Raw genomic sequence first — 18,923 nt, forward strand, 5'->3', positions numbered from 1 at the left:
CGAAAAAGTGACGAAATAAATTCAGCCGATACCACATTGCAGCTTCGCGCCCGGGCGCAGCTACCGGGAGCGTGCCCGTTCACACTTATAATCGCAGTCTTTCCGCGCTTTCCGCGCAACTCGCATGCAATTTCCTGCGCAAACATTCTAATCCAATGCCCGGACGCTCTTTAGCCCTGAACACGTCAAAACTGGCACGAAATGAGGCGTCTGAGCGGGCCAGCGCACATTCTTGCACGCGAGGCATGGCGCGAAACGCACTGAACGCGGGTAACCAGACAACGCGAGCACGGCGCGTGCCCGGTCATCGCCCATGCTGAGTCGGCTTTCCCGCATCGGCAACCCCGATGTCGCGAAGGCGCTCGCGAATATCGTCTGGCTCGGGCTCGAACGCGCGACGCAGATCGTCGTCGCGATCGCGATCAGCGGCCTGCTCGCGCGCTATCTAGGCCCCGATGCGTTCGGCAAGTGGCAGTACGCGAACACGCTGCTGCTCGTGCTCGCGCCCGTCACGTGGGTGTGCGGCGCCGAAATTCTGGTGCCGACCATCGTCGAGCGGACGCATGCATCGAAACACCGCGACGATACACGCGACGACCCACGCGACGACACGCTCGGCCGCGTGCTCGGCAGCGCGTTCGTGCTGCGCATGGGCGTGTCGGCGCTCGCGCTCGCCGGCACCTGGGCGTGGATCGCGTTCGGCCATCTCGATGCGCTCGTCGGCGCGATGCTCGCCGGGCTCGCCGTGACGATGCTGTTTCGCGAGCCGCTCGTCGGCGTAATCAACGCGTGGCTGCAGAGCCGCACCTACAGCAAGCCGCAGCTCGTGACGAGCATGGCCGCCGCGATCGTCAAGGCGCTGCTCGTCTATGCGCTCGTGCGCGCGAGCGCGGGCTTCGCGAGCTTCGGCTGGCTGTGGGCGCTCGAAGCGGCGGCGATCGCAGGCGTGCTGGTGCTCTATTACATGCGCCGGCGCGGCGGCACGCTCGGCTGGCGGTTCGATCCGCGCCTGTTCCGGCAGTTCGCGAGCGCGGGCACGGTGTTCTGGATCGGCCTCATCTGCATGTACCTGTTCCTGAAGCTCGACCGCCTGATGCTCGAACGCTTCGTGTCATTCGCCGACCTCGGGCGCTATTCGGCCGCGCAGCAGCTGAACGAAAACTGGATCACGCTCGCGCTGATGCTCGCGCAGACCATCGCGCCCGCATTCGTCTACCGCGTACAGGATGTGGAGCGCGTCAAGCGCAACGTCGTGCGGCTCACCGCGATGACCGCCGCGCTGATGATCGGCGGCGCGCTCGTGCTCGATCTGCTCGCGGCGTTCATCATCACGCGCGTGTTCGGGCCGGGCTTCGAGGCCGCCATCGACATCTTCCGCTGGGCCGTGTGGCTTTCGGTGCCGGCCGGGATCGAGGCGATCGGCAATCTCGTCGTGCTGAAGTACCAGGCCAAGTTCGTGTTGCTTGCGAAGTGGCTGCTTGCGCTTGGCGTTGCATTCGTCGTCGACTGGATCGCGATTCCGCGTCTTGGCGCGCACGGCGCGCTCTTCGGGCTCGCCGCCGGTTATCTGGCGGCTGCGGGCGTCAATCTCTACTACATCCGCTTCAGACTGCGCCGATGAGCCCGCTCGACGACGTCGCCATCCTGATTCCCGCGTTCAACGGCCAAAGCGAACTCGAACGGACGCTCGCTTCGTTTCGCGAGGACGCGCCGGTGCGCGTGCTGATCGTCGACGACGGCAGCACGCCGCCGATCGTCGCGCCGCCGATTCCGGGCCTCGACATCGACGTGCTGCGCCTGGCCGCCAACGGCGGCATCGAGCACGCGCTGGCCGCGGGCATCGATGCACTCGCGCAACGCGGCATCCGCTATGCGGCGCGCATCGACGCGGGCGACCTCGCGACGCCCGCGCGGCTTGCGAAGCAGCGCGCGTATCTGGAAGCGCATCCGCGCGTGGCCGCGCTCGGCATGTGGGCGCACGTGGTGAGCACGGAAGGCGCGCCGCTTTTCGACCTCACGCCGCCCGCCGATCCCGCCGCGATCCGCCGCGTGATGCTGATGCGCACATGCTTCGCGCATCCCTCGATGATGCTGCGCGTCGACGCCGTGCTTGACGCGGGCAACTACCGCGCGCGGTATCGCGCGGCCGAGGACCTCGATCTGTTCCTGCGACTCATGCAGCGCCACGACTGCGCCAACCTGCCGGAGTTCGGCCTTTACTACGAGCTGAACGAAACCGGCATCAGCGCCACGAAGCGGCGCACGCAGATCCTGTCGACGCTGCGCCTGCAACTGCGCTACTTCCGCGCGGGCAACCTGCCCGACTGGATCGGCGTGGCGAAGAATATCGCGCATCTCGTGCTGCCTTATCGTGCGCTGCGCCGCCTGAAGACGCGCGCTCTTTCCCGAACCCCTTCCCCATGACAGCATCCGCCAGCCGCCTTCGCATCGCACTCGTCTGCAACACCGCGTGGGCCATCTACACCTACCGGCAAGGCCTCCTGCGCACGCTGACCGAACGCGGCGTCGAGGTCACGGTGATCGCGCCGCGCGACCGCACGGTCGAGCCGCTCGTCGCGATGGGCTGCCGGTTCGTCGAACTGAAGGTGGCCTCCAAGGGCACCGATCCGCGCGACGACCTGAAGACGCTCGCCGCGCTCTGGCGCGAATACCGCGCGACGCGCCCGCACGCGGTCTTTCACTACACGATCAAGCCGAATATCTACGGCTCGATCGCGGCGTGGCTCGCGCGCGTGCCGTCGATCGCGGTGACGACCGGCCTGGGCTACGTGTTCATCCAGAAGAGCCGCACGGCGATGATCGCAAAGCGTCTTTATCGCCTTGCGTTTCGCTTTCCGCGCGAAGTGTGGTTCCTGAATCAGGACGACCGTACTGCTTTCTTCGATCAGAACCTGCTCGCGCACCCGGAGCGCGCGCGGCTCCTGCACGGCGAAGGCGTCGATCTGGACGAGTACGCGTTCACTCCGCTGCCAGAGCGCGAAGCGTTCGTCTTCATCCTGATCGGGCGCCTGTTATGGGACAAGGGCGTCGCGGAATACGTCGAAGCCGCGCGGCGGCTGCGCGCGACTTACCCGCACGTGCGCTTTCAACTGCTCGGGCCGGTGGGCGTCGACAATCCGAGCGCGATCAGCCGCACAGACGTCGAGGCGTGGCAGCGCGACGATCTGATCGACTATCTCGGCGAAGCACACGACGTGCGCCCGCACATCGCCAATGCGGATTGCGTCGTGCTGCCCTCCTACCGCGAAGGCGTGCCGCGCACGCTGATGGAAGCCTCGGCGATGGGCCGCCCGATCGTCGCGACCGACGTGCCGGGCTGCCGCGAAGTCGTCGAGGACGGCGTGACCGGCTTTCTCTGCGAAGCGAAAAACGCCGTCAGTCTCGCGGAGCAGCTCGAACGCATGTTGACGCTCGGCGCGCGCGAGCGCATGGACATGGCTGCGAAGGGCCGCGAAAAGGTCGCGCGGGAATTCGACGAAAAAACCGTCGTCGAGCGATATAAAGGCACAATACGCGCCATTACCGGCATTTCACTCTGACCAAGATCCCGGAGATTCTTCGATGACTGGCAACGCACAGAACAAGGGCACGATTCTCGTCACCGGCGGCGCGGGCTTCATCGGCTCGCATACGTGTGTCGAACTGCTGAACGGCGGCTATGGCGTGGTCGTGGTCGATAACCTCGTGAACAGCAATGCCGAATCGCTCGCGCGGGTCGAGCAGATCACCGGCAAGCAGGTTGCGTTCTACGAAAACGACGCGCGCGACGAAGCCGCGCTCGGCAAGATTTTCGACGCGCACCCGATTACCGGCGCGATCCACTTCGCGGCGCTGAAGTCGGTGGGCGAGTCGGTGGCGAAGCCGATCGAGTATTACCGCAACAATCTCGACAGCCTGCTCGTCGTGCTCGACACGATGCGCTCGCGCAACGTGAAGAACTTCGTGTTCAGCTCGTCGGCGACGGTGTACGGCGTGCCGCAGAGCGTGCCCATCGACGAATCGTTTCCGCTTTCGGCGACCAATCCCTACGGTCAGTCGAAGCTGATCGCCGAGCAGGTGCTGCGCGATCTCGAACTGTCCGATCCGTCGTGGCGCATCGCGACGCTGCGCTATTTCAACCCGGTCGGCGCGCATGAGAGCGGGCTGATCGGCGAAGACCCGGCCGGCGTGCCGAACAACCTGATGCCGTATGTCGCGCAAGTGGCGGTGGGCAAGCTCGAACGCCTGCGCATCTTCGGCAGCGACTACGATACGCATGACGGCACCGGCGTGCGCGATTACATCCACGTCGTCGACCTCGCGCGCGGCCACATCGCCGCCATCGACGCGCTGACGACACTCGACCGCAGCTTCGTCGTGAATCTCGGCACAGGCCAGGGCTACAGTGTGCTCGACGTGGTGAAGGCATTCGAAGCGGCGTCGGGCAAGCCCGTGCCTTTCGAGCTCGTTGCGCGCCGCCCGGGCGATGTCGGCGCCTGCTACGCCGACCCTTCCGCGGCCGAGAAGCTGATCGGCTGGCGCGCGCAACACGGCATCGCGCGCATGTGCGCGGACCACTGGCGCTGGCAGTCGCAGAACCCCAACGGGTTCGCTTAAAGGGCCGCTCGGGTCCGCTTCATATCAACGGTCATTCTTCATGCTTAGTTTCGCGCTCGCTTTTCTGGTTTCGCTTCTCGTCACGCTTCTGATCGTGCGATTCGCGCATCTGCATGAAGGATTCATCGGCGATACAGATCTCGCCGGCGTCCAGAAATTCCACACGCGGCCGGTGCCGCGCATTGGCGGCGTCGGCATCCTGTGCGGCCTGTCGGCCTCCGCGATCCAGTTGCACTGGGCGTATCCGGTGGTGTCGGCGGGCATTCTCGCGATCATCGGCTGCGGCCTGCCCGCGTTCCTCTCGGGCCTGATCGAAGACCTGACTAAGCGCGTGAGCCCGCTCGTGCGCCTCGTCTGCACGATGGCGGCGGCCGCCCTCGCCTACGCCGTGCTCGACATCCACGTCACGCGCATCAGCGTGCCGCCGCTCGATTTCCTGCTCTCGTATGCGGTGATTTCATGCGTGGTCACCGTGCTCGCGGTCGCCGCGCTCGCCAACGCGATCAACATCATCGACGGCTTCAACGGCCTCGCGTCGATGGTCGCCGTGATGATGTTCGCCTCGCTCGCGTATGTCGCGTTCCAGGTGCACGACCCGATCGTGCTGTCCGCGTCGCTCATCATGATGGGCGCGGTGATCGGCTTCTTCATCTGGAACTTCCCGGCGGGGCTGATCTTTCTGGGCGACGGCGGCGCTTACTTCGTCGGCTTCATGCTGGCCGAACTCGCGATCATGCTCGTGATGCGCAACCGCGACGTCTCCGCGTGGTTTCCGGTGCTGCTCTTCATGTATCCGATCTTCGAGACGTGCTTCTCGATCTACCGGAAGAAGTTCATTCGCGGCATCTCGCCGGGCATTCCGGACGGCGTGCATCTGCACATGCTCGTCTACAAGCGGCTGATGCGCTGGGCAGTCGGCGCGCAGAACGCGCGCGAACTCACGCGCCGCAATTCGCTGACGTCGCCTTACCTCTGGCTGTTGTGCCTCGTCGCGGTGATTCCGGCGACGCTCTTCTGGCGCCACACGCTGCATCTGTTCTGCTTCGTTGTCGTGTTCGCGGCGACCTACGTGTGGCTCTACATGAGCATCGTGCGCTTCAAGGTGCCGCGCTGGCTGGTGTTCCGCCGGCCCCATCCGCTGAAGAAATAGGGCCGGCGAAGACGCGCGTCGTTACGACTCGATGAACGCGAGCAAATCGGCGTTGACCTTGTCCGCCTCGACGGTGCACATGCCGTGCTGGCCGCCCGGATACACCTTGAGCGTCGAGCCCTTCACGATCTTCGACGCCAGTTCGGCCGCGGCGGCGATCGGCACGATCTGGTCGTCGTCGCCGTGCAGGAAGAGCGTCGGGATGTCGAACTTCTTGAGATCCTCGGTGTAGTCGACTTCCGAGAACTGCTTGATGCATTCGTACTGGCCTTTCATGCCGCCGCGCATGCCTTCCAGCCAGAACAGATCGATGATGCCCTGCGACACCTTCGCGCCGTCGCGGTTGAAGCCGTAGAACGGCATCGCGAGGTCCTTGTAGAACTGCGAGCGGTTCGCGGCGACGCCGGCGCGGATGCCGTCGAACACGTCGATCGGCAGGCCGCCCGGATTCGCTTCGGTCTTCAGCATGATTGGCGGCACCGCGCCGATCAGCACGGCCTTCGCGACGCGCTTCGTGCCATGCCGGCCGATGTAATGCGCGACTTCGCCGCCGCCCGTCGAATGGCCGACGAGCGTTGCGCCGGTGATGTCGAGCGTGTCGAGGAGCGTGGCGAGGTCGTCGGCGTAGGTGTCCATCTCGTTGCCTTCCGACGGTTGGCCCGAGCGCCCGTGGCCGCGCCGGTCGTGCGCGATCACGCGATAGCCCTTCTGCGACAGAAAGAGCATTTGCGGATCCCAGGCATCGGCATCGAGCGGCCAGCCGTGGGAGAACACCACCGGCTTGCCGCTGCCCCAGTCCTTATAGAAGATCTCGGTGCCATCTTTCGTCTTGATCGTGCTCATCTTGCGAAGCTCCTTGGTTGGTGCAACGGTCGGGTCTCGTGCCGGACAGCGCGCTCGCGACGGGCACAAGCAGCATCGTGCTTCATTTGGGGGAAAGTTTCAGGGACCAGGGGCCCGGCGTTGCCGAGGGCGGGCGCTGGTGACACCGTGCGGTGCTTCTGCGCTTCTCTGTTGGGGAACTTGCTTTCGCGTCGGTCTATTGGCTCTGCCCCTGTCCGGGGCAGTGCTAATAGACCGCAAAGAAAGCAAGTTCCACAGAAGCACAAGCCCATCAGCCGGCAGACAAAAAAACCTCACGCCGGCGCCGTCCGCGGCATCCCCCGCGTAACTTCCTGCGCCACCGCGAGATACCGCGCCGCCGTATCGGCGAGCGTCAGTCCGCCGAGCGGTCGCAACGACCGCGGGTCCCCGAGCGCCTCGACGAGCGCGCTGGCATAGGCGGTCGTATTGTCGGGATCGCAAAGGTGGACGCCCGGAAAATCGGCAGCAAAACTGAACGGCCGGATCGTGCTCGCGACCACCGGCACGCCCGAGGCCAGCGCCTCCAGAAACGCAATGCTGTGCCCTTCCGAACGCGACGGCATCGCGAAGACGCGCGATTGCTGCAACAGGTCCGCGACGTCCGAGCGCGGCCCGTCGAGCGTCACGCGCGCAGAAAGCCCGAGCTTCGACACCAGATCGCCCACGGCCGCATGATACGCCGGGTCCTCGATCACGCCGCACAACAAAAGCCGCGCCTCGGGCACGGTCTGCACCACGCGCTCGAACGCATGGACCGTCGAAAGCTGGTTCTTCACCGACGTATAACGTCCCACCTGCACAATCTGTAAAGCGCCGTCCGCGTCCTCGATGCCCGCGAGCGGCCGCCGGCCAAACCGCGCCATGTCGACGCCGTTCGGTATCAGCGTCATCGACGGATGGCGGCCGACGGCGCCGACGTAATCGTCGATGTTCGTCGGAGACACGGCGATCACCGCCCGCGCACGCCGCGACAGCATCCGCTCGACGCGGCGGAACACGTAGCTCTCGAAGTCGTTGGTCGCGGAATGCATCACGTAGACCACCGGCACCTTGAGCGGCAGCGTCCGAGCATAGAACGCGGGGATCGTCGCGTGGGCGAAGAGCACGTCGGCCCGATAACCCTTGACGGTCTGGTAGAGATTCCACAGCTTGCCGACGCGCCCGTGCATCCGCTCCGGGAAGAGACACTGCACGCCGTTTTCGGTCAGTTCGTCGCAGAGCGGGCCGAAATCGTCGTGAGCCGGCGTGAGCGCCGTGACGCCGACCGTCTCGCCGCCGCGCTGCTGATGGATCGCAAGATCCTTCGCCAGCACCTCCGCGCCGGACAATCGCGGAGCCAGAACCAGGTGAAGTATGCGCATCACGCCTCCCTGACAATTCTAAAGAGCATCCAGCCCGCAGCCGACCCCAGTCCGACGGTCATCGCCCAGGCGATGCCGGTAACGCCCCAGTAATGCGTCGCGACCGGCACGGTCACGCACAGCACGATCGCCTGGATGATCGACGCGTGCGTCGCCACCTTCGGCATGCCCACCGCGCGCAGCCACGACACCAGCACCGCGATCACCGCGCCGATCGCCATGTTGATCACGAAAATCTTGAAGAGCGGCACGGCAGGCAGCCAGGCCGTGCCGAGCACGAGCTGAAAGAGCGGCTCCGCGACGAGGCGCAGCACGATCACCAAGAGCGCAAGCCCGATCGCCGCGAGCACGAGATAGCGGCGAAACAGGCGCTGCGCGGACTGCACGTCGCGGCGGTGATGTTCGGAAAAGGTCGGGAAGAGATACTGCGACATCGCGATGGCGGCATCGGCGAGCAGCATCTGCGCGAGCTTCGACGACATCTGGTACGCGCCGAGCTGAAGCGGCCCAAGCAGCTTCGCGACGATCACCTTGTCGAACTGGTTGAGGAGCAGGTTCACCACGCTGCCCGCCCAGATCCAGCGGCTGAAGTTCACGTAATGGCCGATGCCGGAAAACTTCAGACGCAGCGGCGGGCGCGGCGACATCGTGGTCCAGGTGAGCGTCGTCTTGAGGACCTCGCCCGCGACGAGTCCGATCAGCACCGAATACGCGCCGAGGCCCGCGAGCGCGCAGACGAGGCCGACGGCGCAGTCCGTGAACGCCACCGACGTCTCGACGCCCGCGAGCTTCTGAAAGCCACGTTGCCGCGTGACGATGAAGTAAGCCGGCGAGGCGATGCCGCGCAGGATCGGCAGGAGCGCGGCGAGCAGCAGGAGCCCGATCGAGCCGCCGAGGTGAAACTGGCTGCTCATGAAAGGCGCGAGCGCGGCAATCAGAATGCCGATCAGCACGCCGCGCGCGGTGAGCGTCGCCCAGACGGCGCTCAGTTCGCCGGAATCGGGCGCGTCGCGTCCTTGCACGACGGCTTGCGCGAGGCCCGTATCGGAAAGCGACTCCGCGATCGCGACCGCGAGCAGCGCGATGCTGACCGCGCCGATCGCCTCCGGGCCGAGAATGCGCCCGATCGCCAGAAACTTGACCGCGACGAACCCGCGCACGACGACCTGTTGAAGCAGTACCCAAAACGCCGCATCGTGATCGAATCGCGCGCGCGCCGGTAAGAATGGAAGCCGGACTGATCTCACTAATTATTCCCCGCGCTACTGGATGGTTCCGGACCGCTGCGCCTTGCGCCGTGCGGACCGACGGGCTCGCAGGGGGCGCGAAGGCGCGCTTTCAAAGTGGTGTGATTCGGCGCCACGACCGTGCGCTCGTACTTTTTCCACGAAGTAAGCAAAAGGTATCGTGGCAAAGTCCCCAATGGACGCCAACGCGTAGTCGAAATCGGCCCGAAATTTCACATCGTGTGGGCTTCGCCACTGTCTTCTGACGCCGAAAATCGCGGGAAATTGGCGCGTGCTGCTTATCAAGCAATGCTAGTGTTGGATTCGTCGGCTCAATGCCGCTCATGCATCCTTCATGCACCGCACCCGCGCCCGATGGCGCAAAAGTACGGTCCGCGATTCCTCACCTTTCGGATACCACCGACGCATGCCAAACGACACCGTCCTCATCATCGAGCCGAACTTCAGCGGCCACCGCTGGCGCTACGCCGAATGGGCGGCCAACGCCTACATGGAAGCGGGCTATCGTTGCCTGATCGTCACGGACCCGCTCAACGCGAGCCATCCGCTCGCGAGGAAGATCCGCGAAGAAGACCGCCCCGAACTGCAGATCGAATTCGTCGCGCCGCCGGGCCGCAATGAACGTCGGGGGCTGTCGTCGCGGCTGTCGTCGATCAGCTACGCGCGCTTTCATCAGGACTTTGGCCACGCCTTCGATATCGCGAGCCGCGGCCACCGGGTCGCGCTCGTCGTCGTGCCCTACGTCGACTACTTCTTTCTCGCGCTGCCGTTTCTCGGTTCGCCGTTCGGCGTGACGCCGTGGGTCGGCATCACGATGCGCTCGAACTTCCATCACGAGCAGGTCGGCGTGAGAGCACCGCGCCGCCCGCTCGTGAATGCGGCGAAGGCGCTCCTCTTCATGCGCGCGATCGGCGCGCCCGGACTCAGGACGCTCCTCACGATCGATCCGACGCTCGCCGACTGGTGGACCGACATCGGCCACCGCGACGCCCGCGCGCCGAAGCAGGCCGCTGCGATCCAATATCTCGCCGATCCGTTCCCCGACGCGCGCGCGGCGGAACCGCAGCTCGCGAAGGCGCGGCTCGGCCTCGGCAGCGGCAAGCACGTGCTCGTGTATGGCGCGATCAACGATCGCAAGGGCGTCTTCGAACTGGCTGCGGCGCTTGCCGCGCGTCCGGCCGACGCGAACGCGCCGACGCTCGTGATCGCCGGCGCGCAGGACGAGGACGTGCGCTCGACGCTCGCGGCAGTCACCGCGAAGATCGTGCCGAAACCGGTCGTGCTCGACACCTTCATTTCGAGCGAGACCGAGCTCGACCTCTTTTCGGCATGCGATGTCGTGTGGCTCGGCTACAAGGGGCACTACGGCATGAGCGGCGTGCTGGTGCAGGCGTATCGCTTCGGCAAGCCGGTGGTCGCCACGGCCGACGGACTCATCGGCTGGTTCTGCCGCACGGGCGAACTGGGCCCGGTCGTGGACGACCTGAGCCCGCCGACGATCAACCGCGCGCTCGATGCCGTGCTCGCCGGTGCGCCGCATGCGACGCCGGGCGCCCAGCATCTGCTCGAACGCAACACGCTCAGCCAGTTCAAGCAGACGCTGCGGCAGGCCGTTGCCTGAAAGCCTGGCGAATCTCGCATCAATGAAAAAAGCGGCGCATGCGCCGCTTTTCATATTTCCGGTCTGCGAAACAACCGCTTCAGGAAACGTGGCCCGCCGCAGGCACTTCGATCGCCTTGCGCTTCGCCGGGAAGAGCGCATCGCGGATGCGCAGGAACGGAAATTCCACGGCGCGCGTCGTCACGTAGCCCACACCGATCGCAATCGCGAATTGCGCCGCCATGATGAACGCCCAGGACGGGATGGCCGGCAGGCCCAGCGCCGCCGCCTTGCGGATCAGGATGTCGCCGGGTGCGAGCGCGAGCGAATGCCACAGATAGATGCCATACGAGTAGAGACCGATCCAGCCAATGCCGCGATAGATGAACGAATCGCGGATCGAGCCCGAGTATTCGATCGTCAGCACGATGAGCGCCGTGAAGCCGATGGCCTGGAGCGTGTAGCCGATGCTCTGGTCGAGCGCGACATTGCGCGTGCCGAACACGAGCCACGCGACGAGCAGCACCACCGCCGCGATCAGCGCCTTCTTGCGCGCGGCGATCGATCGATAGACGGCCGGCTTGAGCCAGTAGAGCGTCGCGAGCAGCACGCCGAAGAGCAGGCTGTCGATGCGGTATTGCGTGTAGAAGAACGTGCCGTTCAGGTCGCCGTTCGCGACCGCCGCGCTGCGCGCGACGAGCACCAGCATGCAGATCGCGAACAGCACGCCGATGATCGCGTTCGCCTTGAGCTTGAGCCGCGCAAAGCCGATCAGGAGCACCGGCAGGAACAAGTAGAAGTGCTCCTCGACCGCGAGACTCCATGTCTGCGCAATCGACGACCCGAAGTAGTTCTGCATGTGCGTCAGGTTCTGGACGAGGAAGGTGCTCGTCGGATGGCGCCCTGCAAACACATGAAAAAGGATCAGCACGTAATACGCGGGCCAGATCTTGAACATCCGCCGGACGATGAAGCGTCCCGCGTCGATGCGACCGTCCTGCGAATATTGTTTGAGCAACAGGCCGCCGACGAGGAAGCCGCTTAACGTGAAGAACAGGTTGACGCCCTCGTGGCCGAAGCTTTTCAGCGGCATTTCGATCGCCGCAATGAGCGCGCTGCCGGTCGGATACGAGTGGAAGTGGTAGCCCATTACCGCAATGATCGCGATTCCGCGGATGAAATCGAGTTCGATCGATCGCGCGGGTGCGCAATTCGATGCCGGCTTCGCCACTTGCGTGCGTTTCGCGCCGAACAAGCCCATGGCCTCCCCCTATTATTCGAAGGTCTTTGTTTAATGACGGTCCTGGCAATGCCGCCTCGTATCGCTGCGACGGACCTTTGGACGACGCGCCCGACGGCTCGGACAGCGTGCCGCAAGCGCTTTTTACCTGGCGTCTTCTCGGAGCTTTCCGGCCTATGAATCTTCTGCCGAGAATGCCGGTTTGATCCGCCAACATGCTGTCGTTCGCGGACATCGGCACGGCACCAATGTTCGACCCGCAACACTTCTGCTGGCCCTCGTCCAGCACGCTCGCCTCAAGCGTGGTGCGGCGCACACGGGCGTCAGTCGTTTCGCGCCGAACGCTAGTTCTTAGGCGCCGCCGCGACGGCGTGCGCTTTATGCCGCTGATATATTCGACCCACAAATACGGGGGTACCCGGGAGTCCGTGACTGCGTTCCAATGGAGCGCGACAATGGGTTGCCGAGTACGCAGCGGCCTCGCAGCCGCCATGAAGAGCTTAAAGAGCAAGTAGCCGAGAGAGAACCATATGCGCAACAAATACGCCCTCTTCTGGATGTGGATGTTCCTGCTGCCCCTCGCGCTCGACTTCAAGGGGGCAGAATCGTCCAGCAAGATCCTGCAGATTTTGCTCGTGGTCCCGACGGTTGCCGGCGGCATCGCCCTGATGCTGATCGCGCCGCGCTTTGCGCGCCGCTCGCGCTTGCGCAGTTTCATCACTGCCGCGCTGCTCGTCACTATCGTGGGCAGCGTGTTCACGCAGCTCGTGCAGGGCAACGACATGGGCAACTACCTGCGCGTCATCCTGCCGTTTCTGCTGATGCTGCTCGGCTATTTCGTCGGATGTCATCCGTGGAATCAGGAGCGCCTCGAGCAGATCGAAAAGGTGATGTTCTGGTCGATGGTCATCTCGCTCTTCTTCAGCTTCGCCTACGGCTGGGCGACGGGCGGCGGCCTCGAGAACGTCCGCTTCCGGATCGTCTCCGTGACCTTCCTCTGCCTGCAGGGACTGCTGCTGCACGAATTCGTCGTCGCCAAACGGCTCACGAAGATGTCGGTCGTGCTCTTTCTCGTGACGGTCGTGATCGAGCTCCTGAGCGTCACGCGCAGCCTGCTCGTCGGCACGGTGCTGCTCTTCATGTTCGCCACCTGGCTCGCCGCGCCATCGCCGCGCCTGCTGCTCAAGGCCGGCGCGCGCGCCACGATGATCGGCGTGCTGCTGATCGGCATGGTATTCGCGGCCGCCGCCGTGTTCCCGACCGTCGCGGAGCACTGGACGCAGCGCATCTTCTTCTCGGCGGAAACGGAATCCGGGCGCGATCCGACCACGATCACGCGTCTCGCCGAAATGAAGGACCAGTACGACCAGACGACCTCGTCGGCGGTGTCGCTGCTCGCGGGCATGGGATACGGCCACGACTATCGCTATTCGCCCACCTACCTGCCGGACCTGGCAGGCCAGATGAGCGCCAAGGATTTCTACGCGATCAAGGAATGGGCGGCCGGCCACAACTTCTGGGTCTATCAGCTGTTCGCGGGCGGCATCCTGTTCGGGCTCGCGCTGCCGATCGGCGTGATCTTCGCGCTGTGGCGCGGCTCGCAGGCCTATCGCGCGTGGCGCCGTCGCGCGCCCGACGTGCTCTACCTGCCGGTGCTCGGCCGCGCGCTACTCGTGCTCGCCTCGCTGCCCGCGACTTCGGTCGGCGGCAATCCGCTCGGCAACCGTTTTTCGGGGCTCGTGTTCGGCGTTGCGCTCGGCCTGCTCGTCGCGAGCTACGGGCGCATTGCTCACGCGATGCGTCTGCGTGCGATGGGCGGCCCGGCGCAGGCCCGGCCGTCTTATCGGTCGAATTTCGGCCCGAATTTCGGTCCGGAATACGGTCCGTTCGAGCCGGGCGTGGGCGAAGGCGGCCCGGAGATGCTGCCGTCGCATCCGGCACAGACGCCGTCCCTGACGCATGGACGACACCAGCCGCCTTCCGGCTCGAGCACGCTCGCGCCGCTCGGCTGACCGACATCCGGCGCCTGCCCTGACGCATCCGCGCGGGGCACGGCGCCGCGCCGCGTTCCTGCTTCTACCGGTTCAACCCGTACATGCACATGAAGATCCTCCATCTGCTTTCGACCATCGACCCCCGCGCCGGCGGCCCTACGGAAGGCGTTCGCCAGAGCGGGATCAGCCTGAAGTCGATGGGACACGACGTCGAAGTCGTGACGCTCGACGATCCGCACGCGCCCTGGCTCGCGGCTTTTCCGCTGAAGGTGCACGCGCTCGGGCCGTCGAAGGGGAATTACGGGCTGTGTCCGCGCCTCGTGCCGTGGCTGCGCGACCACGCGGCGCGCTTCGATGCGGTGATCGTCAACGGCCTCTGGCAATACCATAGCTATGCCGCGTGGAAGGCGCTGCGCGGCATGGGCGTGCCGTACTACGTGTTCCCGCACGGCATGCTCGACCCGTGGTTCAAGCGCACCTATCCGCTCAAGCATCTGAAGAAATCGCTCTACTGGCCGTGGGCCGAATATCGCGTGCTGCGCGATGCGGAGCGCGTCCTCTTCACTGCCGAGGAAGAGCGCGTGCTCGCGCGGCAATCGTTCCGGCTCTATCGCGCGAACGAGGAAGTCGTCGCGTTCGGAACGAATCCGCCTCCGGGCGACGGCGAGCGTCTGCGCGCGGATTTCCTTGCCGCGTATCCGCAACTTGTCGACAAGCGCCTGATCCTGTTTCTCGGCCGCATCCACGAGAAAAAGGGCTGCGATCTGCTGCTCAAGGCTTTTGCTTCCGTGCGCGATCTCGATGCAAACGCGCATCTCGTGATGGCCGGCCCCGATGGCGGCGAATGGGGCGCGCAACTGCAGACGCTCGCGCGCGAGCTGGGCATCGCGGAACGCATCACGTGGACCGGCATGCTCGCGGGCGATGTCAAGTGGGGCGCGTTCCATGCAAGCGACGCGTTCGCGCTGCCGTCGCATCAGGAGAACTTCGGGATCGCGGTGGCGGAGGCGCTCGGCTGCTCACTGCCGGTGCTGATCTCCGACAAGGTCAACATCTGGCGCGAAGTGAAGGCGGATGGCGCGGGCATCGTCGGGACCGACACCGTGGAAGGTGCCGCCGATATGCTGCGCCGCTGGCTCACGCTGCCCGCCGCCGATGCCGCGAAGATGCGTGCGCAGGCGCTCGCCACGTTCACGAAGCGCTTTACCGTCGATGCGATGTCGCATGATCTGGTGCGGCTTTTGCGCCACGGCGCGCATCACCGCAATCGGGCGATGAGCGAGCGGCCTCGGGCGGCTTCGTTCAAGCCGTGAAGGTGGTGGCTGGCGCTTGGTTTGGGTTTGGTTTGGCTTGATTTGTTGAACGCAGTCTGATGCGCTTGCGTTTCTACGAAACTTGTTTTCTTAGTGGTCCATATCTCGACGTCTACAGGACCAACAAATCCGTCAAGCTGGCGGTCGCATCGGGCCTACGGCTGATTGTGTCACCTACTGGCGCCAAGGCTTGGAAAGCGCGCTACTCGATCGATAACACCAAGAGCGAGCAAGCGATCGGCGCGTTCGGCAAGGCGGAGGGACAGCTTACGCTGGTTCAGGCGCTCGCGAAGGTCGCGGCAATCAAGGCCGCAGCGAAAGACAAGCGCGACTATCCCGCCGAAGAAAAACGCGCCGGCGCCAAAGCGCGCGCTAGAGGCGACGATATGACGATCGCCGATCTCTACGCCGCGTGGCATCCGACCATCGCGATCAAGCGCTGGCGTCGCCACGGTCGCAAGGACGGCGGCGCCTATGTCGAGTTCCTCGGGAACAAGCACCTTGCGCCCGCCTTCGAATGCATTGAGTTGCGTCATCCCACGCGTCAGACGTGCACGCCGCGCTCTCGAAGATATCCGCGAGCGGTCGCACGCCGATGGCCGTGATTGCCTTCAAGACGCCGATGCAGATGCTGCGTTGAGCCGATAAGCGCGGTTCAAGACCTGGAATCAGGCGGGGGGTTATTGACAACAAGCTGCGGCATCGTTTCGCCTTTCCTGATGCGTCGTATCGCGTCATAGCTGACTGATACCCACTGCTTTTCGTGCCACACACTATCCTGTGGACAAACTTCGCCAGCGCGGGCCACCATACCCAACGGCACGCGCTCGGCTATCGCGCTTTTCACAGGCGTAAGGGGAAGGCCGGTCGCGGAATCGAGGTGCTTTTCGCGGGCGAGACGTTCAATCAGTTTGTCGTCTGGCTTCTGCGGCGGCTTCGCGGCTTCCTGTTCCTTCTGCCATTGGAATGTACCGTCCCACTCTGGCAGCTTCGCGGGCGGCAGGGGCACGATCCGGTCGATGTCTGGGACCTTTGGATTCAGGCCGTCATGGTCGTTGAGGAACTTCCAGATCGAACCGTAGCGGCGCGAGCGTTCAGAATCGTTAGGCTGTCCGATGTAAGACATCTCGTCCGATGGATTCGTGTCAAAACCGAATCGCAAGAACCACGTGGACATTGGGTCCCCGGATGCCACACCTTTCTGAAAGGCATTAATGGCGTCCGTATAGAGCTTGTCGGTTTTAAGATCAATGCCCAATTCGTTAGCCGCGTCAGGATTACCTTGATCGACTGCGCAATGTCGCATCTGACGTGCAATTTCAGGCGCACGATCTTTCGGCTCAAGCAATTTTCCGACGTAGGCCTGTGCCTCGGGACTACCCAGGTCCGCTGCCTTGCGGATGTATATCCGCGCCTTCTTCTCGTCCTGCTTCACGCCGTAGCCGAGTTCGAGGTAGTGGCCCATGTCGTAATAGCCGCCGGGAATGCCCGCAGCGATAAGCTGTTCGGCCAAGTCAATCGTTTCCGTGGCCGCGCGAGGAGACGATGCCTGTCCGGTGGACACCAGCAGTTGCAGGTTGTGGTTGGCCTTGTAATGACCATACGCGGCGGCGATCCGGTAGTAACGGGCCACTGCGTCGAAATCTTTCGGCCCTGGTTTCTTTTCGAGAAACAGCGCGTATTTGAAAAGCGTGTCGGCCTGCGGGTCGAGCGGCGGCAGATGGTCTGCCTCGTGGACGCAGGTAAAAGCCAGCTTCGCGCGCATGTCGTTCCATTCGGCTTGGGTCCGCGTCGGAGTATCCGTTTTCGAACAGGCGCAGAGCGCAAGCGCCAGAGAGATCGCAAATGATGTGCTTTGCTTCATCGTTCAGTCCAGCCGCCGTCTTGCACTACGCTTGCTCGTCATAGGACACAAGGCTCCATATCGCATCGATACGATGAACGCGCATACCGAGCAAGGCATCGAGACCTGGGATCGGGCGACGGTTATTGACGACAAGCTGCGGCATCGTTTCGCCTTTGCTAAAGCGTCGTATCGCGTCATAGCTGACCGACGCCCACTGCTTTTCGTGCCACACACCATCCTGCGGACAGACTTCACCTGTGCGGGCCACCGTACCCAACGGCACGCGCTCGGCTTTCGCGCTTTTCACAGGCGTAAGAGGAAGGCCGGTCGCGGGATCGAGGCGCTTTTCGCGGGCGAGACGTTCAACCAGTTTGTCGTCTGGTTTCTGCGGCGGCTTCGCGGCATCCTGTTCCTTCTGCCATTGGAATGTGCCGTCCCACTCTGGCAGCTTCGCGGGCGGCAGGGGCACGATCTGGTCGATGTCCGGGACCTTTGGATTGAGGCCGTCGCGACTGTCCAGGAACTTCCAGATCAACTCATAACGGCGCGAGCGCTCAGGGTCCTTCGACTGCCCAATGTAGGAAGCGATATTCGACGGATCACCGGTATCGAAGCCATATTGCAGCGCAAATGCGGATTGGACATCGCCCGCGCGCGCCCCCTTCTGGAACGCGTTGACTGATTCTGCATAGAGTTTGCTGTTCATCAGGTCAATGCCCAGATAGCTGCCAGCCTTGCCATATCCCTGATCGACGGCGCACTCCATCATCTGCCGCGAGATGTCGGGAGCATGATCTTTACCGGATAGCAAATCCCCCACGTAGTACTGCGCTTCCCTGCTACCGAGGTCCGCTGCCTTGCGGATATAAATCCGCGCCTTCTTCTCATCCTGCTTCACACCGTAACCGAGTTGAAGGTAGTGACCCATATCGTAGTAGCCACCGGGGATGCCCGCAGCGATCAGTTGTTCGGCTAGATCAACTGCCTCCGTGGCCGCATGAGGGGACGATGCCTGTCCCGCAGAGACCAGCAGTTGCAGGTTGTGGTTGGCCTTGTAATGACCATACGCGGCGGCGATCCGGTAGTAGCGGGCCGCCGAATCGTAGTCTTTCGGGCCGGGTTTCTTTTCCAGAAACAGCGCGTATTTGAACAGCGTATCGGCCTGCGGGTCGAGCGGCGGCAGATGATCCGCCTCATGGACACAAGTGAAAGCCAGTTGCGCGCGCACGGCGCTCCATTCGGCTTGGGTCGGCATTGGATTATCCTTGTTCGAACAGGCGCAGAGCGCAAGCGCCAGGCAGATTGCAATTGATGTAATTTTCTTCATCGTTCAGTCCAGTCGCAGCCGACTTGAAGAGGTCCACATGAAGCCGACGACTGACGCAAGCGGTGTATCACCGTTTTTCTTCCGCATTACATTCTGACTAGTGATGTACTGCCAGCCTTGAGCAGCCGTTTCTATGGAGTCCGATGCCGCGCCTTGAAACCCCTTCGTATGAATATTCCACAGATGCCTGCGCAACGGCTGCGTCACATCCATCCTCTCGTGACAGATGTTCAACTCACTGTCCACCTGCATACTTCGTCGGTTCACATTGGCCGAACCGTGCGTGAGAAACACGTCATCGATAATCATGATCTTGCTATGAACGTAGACCGGCATCCATGTGCTGCCCGCTGGCGAGTCCGGC

At 63.8% G+C, this 18,923-nt stretch carries 16 protein-coding genes; 9 read left to right on the top strand and 7 right to left on the bottom strand.

The features are described from left to right. Nucleotides 1–313: 313 nt before the first annotated feature. From QCE48_RS11500 to QCE48_RS11520, 5 genes are read left to right on the top strand one after another with little or no spacing between them, the layout of a single operon-like run. Complete coding sequence (locus QCE48_RS11500) at nt 314–1,621, top strand: oligosaccharide flippase family protein (protein ID WP_309787728.1); 1,308 nt, start codon at nt 314–316, stop codon at nt 1,619–1,621. Further along, nucleotides 1,618–2,424: a glycosyltransferase gene (locus tag QCE48_RS11505; RefSeq protein ID WP_309787727.1), complete on the top strand. Its 807-nt coding sequence runs from the start codon at nt 1,618–1,620 to the stop codon at nt 2,422–2,424. The genes QCE48_RS11500 and QCE48_RS11505 overlap by 4 nt, the downstream gene beginning before the upstream one ends. Next, nucleotides 2,421–3,560 (top strand): glycosyltransferase family 4 protein, encoded by a 1,140-nt coding sequence (locus QCE48_RS11510; protein ID WP_309787726.1) that lies wholly within the window; start codon nt 2,421–2,423, stop codon nt 3,558–3,560. The genes QCE48_RS11505 and QCE48_RS11510 overlap by 4 nt, the downstream gene beginning before the upstream one ends. A gap of 22 nt (nt 3,561–3,582) precedes the next feature. Beyond that, on the top strand, nt 3,583–4,617 hold the full coding sequence (gene galE / locus QCE48_RS11515; protein WP_309787725.1) for a UDP-glucose 4-epimerase GalE: 1,035 nt from the start codon (nt 3,583–3,585) through the stop codon (nt 4,615–4,617). Nucleotides 4,618–4,657: 40 nt separating this feature from the next. Beyond that, complete coding sequence (locus QCE48_RS11520; protein ID WP_309787724.1) at nt 4,658–5,767, top strand: glycosyltransferase; 1,110 nt, start codon at nt 4,658–4,660, stop codon at nt 5,765–5,767. 21 nt (nt 5,768–5,788) lie between these two features. Here QCE48_RS11520 and QCE48_RS11525 read toward each other — a convergent pair whose 3' ends face one another. From QCE48_RS11525 to QCE48_RS11535, 3 genes are all read right to left on the bottom strand, one after another. Next, entirely contained in the window at nt 5,789–6,610 is an 822-nt protein-coding gene (locus QCE48_RS11525) for an alpha/beta hydrolase (protein ID WP_309787723.1), read from the bottom strand. 293 nt (nt 6,611–6,903) lie between these two features. Further along, nucleotides 6,904–7,992 carry a glycosyltransferase family 4 protein gene (locus tag QCE48_RS11530; RefSeq protein WP_309787722.1) on the bottom strand — a complete coding sequence of 363 codons (1,089 nt, stop codon included), beginning with the start codon at nt 7,990–7,992 and terminating at the stop codon, nt 6,904–6,906. Further along, nucleotides 7,992–9,239: an oligosaccharide flippase family protein gene (locus QCE48_RS11535; protein WP_309787721.1), complete on the bottom strand. Its 1,248-nt coding sequence runs from the start codon at nt 9,237–9,239 to the stop codon at nt 7,992–7,994. The genes QCE48_RS11530 and QCE48_RS11535 overlap by 1 nt, the downstream gene beginning before the upstream one ends. A gap of 406 nt (nt 9,240–9,645) precedes the next feature. On the opposite strand from QCE48_RS11535, the gene QCE48_RS11540 reads away from it, so the two are divergent. Further along, nucleotides 9,646–10,860, top strand: a complete 1,215-nt coding sequence (locus QCE48_RS11540) for a glycosyltransferase (protein WP_309787720.1) — start codon at nt 9,646–9,648, stop codon at nt 10,858–10,860. Between the two features lie 79 nt (nt 10,861–10,939). Here the strand turns inward: QCE48_RS11540 and QCE48_RS11545 are convergent, their stop codons facing one another. Then, nucleotides 10,940–12,100, bottom strand: a complete 1,161-nt coding sequence (locus QCE48_RS11545; protein WP_309787719.1) for an acyltransferase — start codon at nt 12,098–12,100, stop codon at nt 10,940–10,942. A gap of 509 nt (nt 12,101–12,609) precedes the next feature. Here QCE48_RS11545 and QCE48_RS11550 point away from each other — a divergent pair. The 3 genes from QCE48_RS11550 (at nt 12,610) to QCE48_RS11560 (ending at nt 15,991) form a co-directional block, all read left to right on the top strand. After that, complete coding sequence (locus QCE48_RS11550; protein WP_309787718.1) at nt 12,610–14,091, top strand: hypothetical protein; 1,482 nt, start codon at nt 12,610–12,612, stop codon at nt 14,089–14,091. Between the two features lie 89 nt (nt 14,092–14,180). Continuing rightward, on the top strand, nt 14,181–15,386 hold the full coding sequence (locus QCE48_RS11555; protein ID WP_309787717.1) for a glycosyltransferase: 1,206 nt from the start codon (nt 14,181–14,183) through the stop codon (nt 15,384–15,386). A gap of 65 nt (nt 15,387–15,451) precedes the next feature. After that, the gene (locus QCE48_RS11560) at nt 15,452–15,991 is read left to right on the top strand and encodes an integrase arm-type DNA-binding domain-containing protein (RefSeq protein ID WP_309787716.1); all 540 of its coding nucleotides are present in this window, start codon (nt 15,452–15,454) and stop codon (nt 15,989–15,991) included. Nucleotides 15,992–16,041: 50 nt separating this feature from the next. Here the strand turns inward: QCE48_RS11560 and QCE48_RS11565 are convergent, their stop codons facing one another. The 3 genes from QCE48_RS11565 to QCE48_RS11575 form a co-directional block, all read right to left on the bottom strand. Then, nucleotides 16,042–17,250: a sel1 repeat family protein gene (locus tag QCE48_RS11565; protein ID WP_309787715.1), complete on the bottom strand. Its 1,209-nt coding sequence runs from the start codon at nt 17,248–17,250 to the stop codon at nt 16,042–16,044. 25 nt (nt 17,251–17,275) lie between these two features. Next, nucleotides 17,276–18,559, bottom strand: a complete 1,284-nt coding sequence (locus tag QCE48_RS11570) for a sel1 repeat family protein (protein WP_309787714.1) — start codon at nt 18,557–18,559, stop codon at nt 17,276–17,278. Between the two features lie 3 nt (nt 18,560–18,562). After that, on the bottom strand, nt 18,563–18,923 hold a 361-nt coding region (locus tag QCE48_RS11575; RefSeq protein ID WP_309794145.1), incomplete at its 5' end, for a phospholipase D-like domain-containing protein.

The organism is Caballeronia sp. LZ024 (assembly GCF_031451455.1).
Classification (GTDB): domain Bacteria; phylum Pseudomonadota; class Gammaproteobacteria; order Burkholderiales; family Burkholderiaceae; genus Caballeronia; species Caballeronia telluris.